At 28.5% G+C, this 337-nt stretch carries 1 pseudogene; it reads right to left on the bottom strand.

The annotated features are described in order from the left end of the window. Nucleotides 1-113: 113 nt before the first annotated feature. Nucleotides 114-337, bottom strand: a pseudogene (locus ACJDU8_RS25780) (hypothetical protein); the annotation flags it as partial.

The following is a 337-nucleotide window of genomic DNA, read 5'->3' as shown; positions in this document are numbered from 1 at the left end:
ATATAGTAACCCCTTATTAACAATATTTTAGTTCATTAATTATTTTGCCTATAAAAACACCATATAAATATAACTATGTTTTGTATACGTCAAATTGAAACTTAAAACATTAATCATTTTACACTTTCAGGTTCATTCATGTTAGCTATGTGTTTTTTCCTACGTTCATACTGTACTTCTGCTACTATATCTTCTAATTTTTCTCTAGTTCCACAGCTCAGCTCAGTTACTTTATCCGTTACTGCAAGAACTGAGGCTACAGTCCCTACTACCAGCTTTCTTAAAGGATTAAATATTATTTTTTTCATTGAAATGTCAATTCTATCATCTATAATAT

Origin of the sequence: Candidatus Clostridium eludens (assembly GCF_045310515.1) — a bacterium.
GTDB lineage: Bacteria > Bacillota > Clostridia > Clostridiales > Clostridiaceae > Clostridium_B > Clostridium_B eludens.
This window is presented reverse-complemented; position numbering and strand designations above follow the sequence as displayed.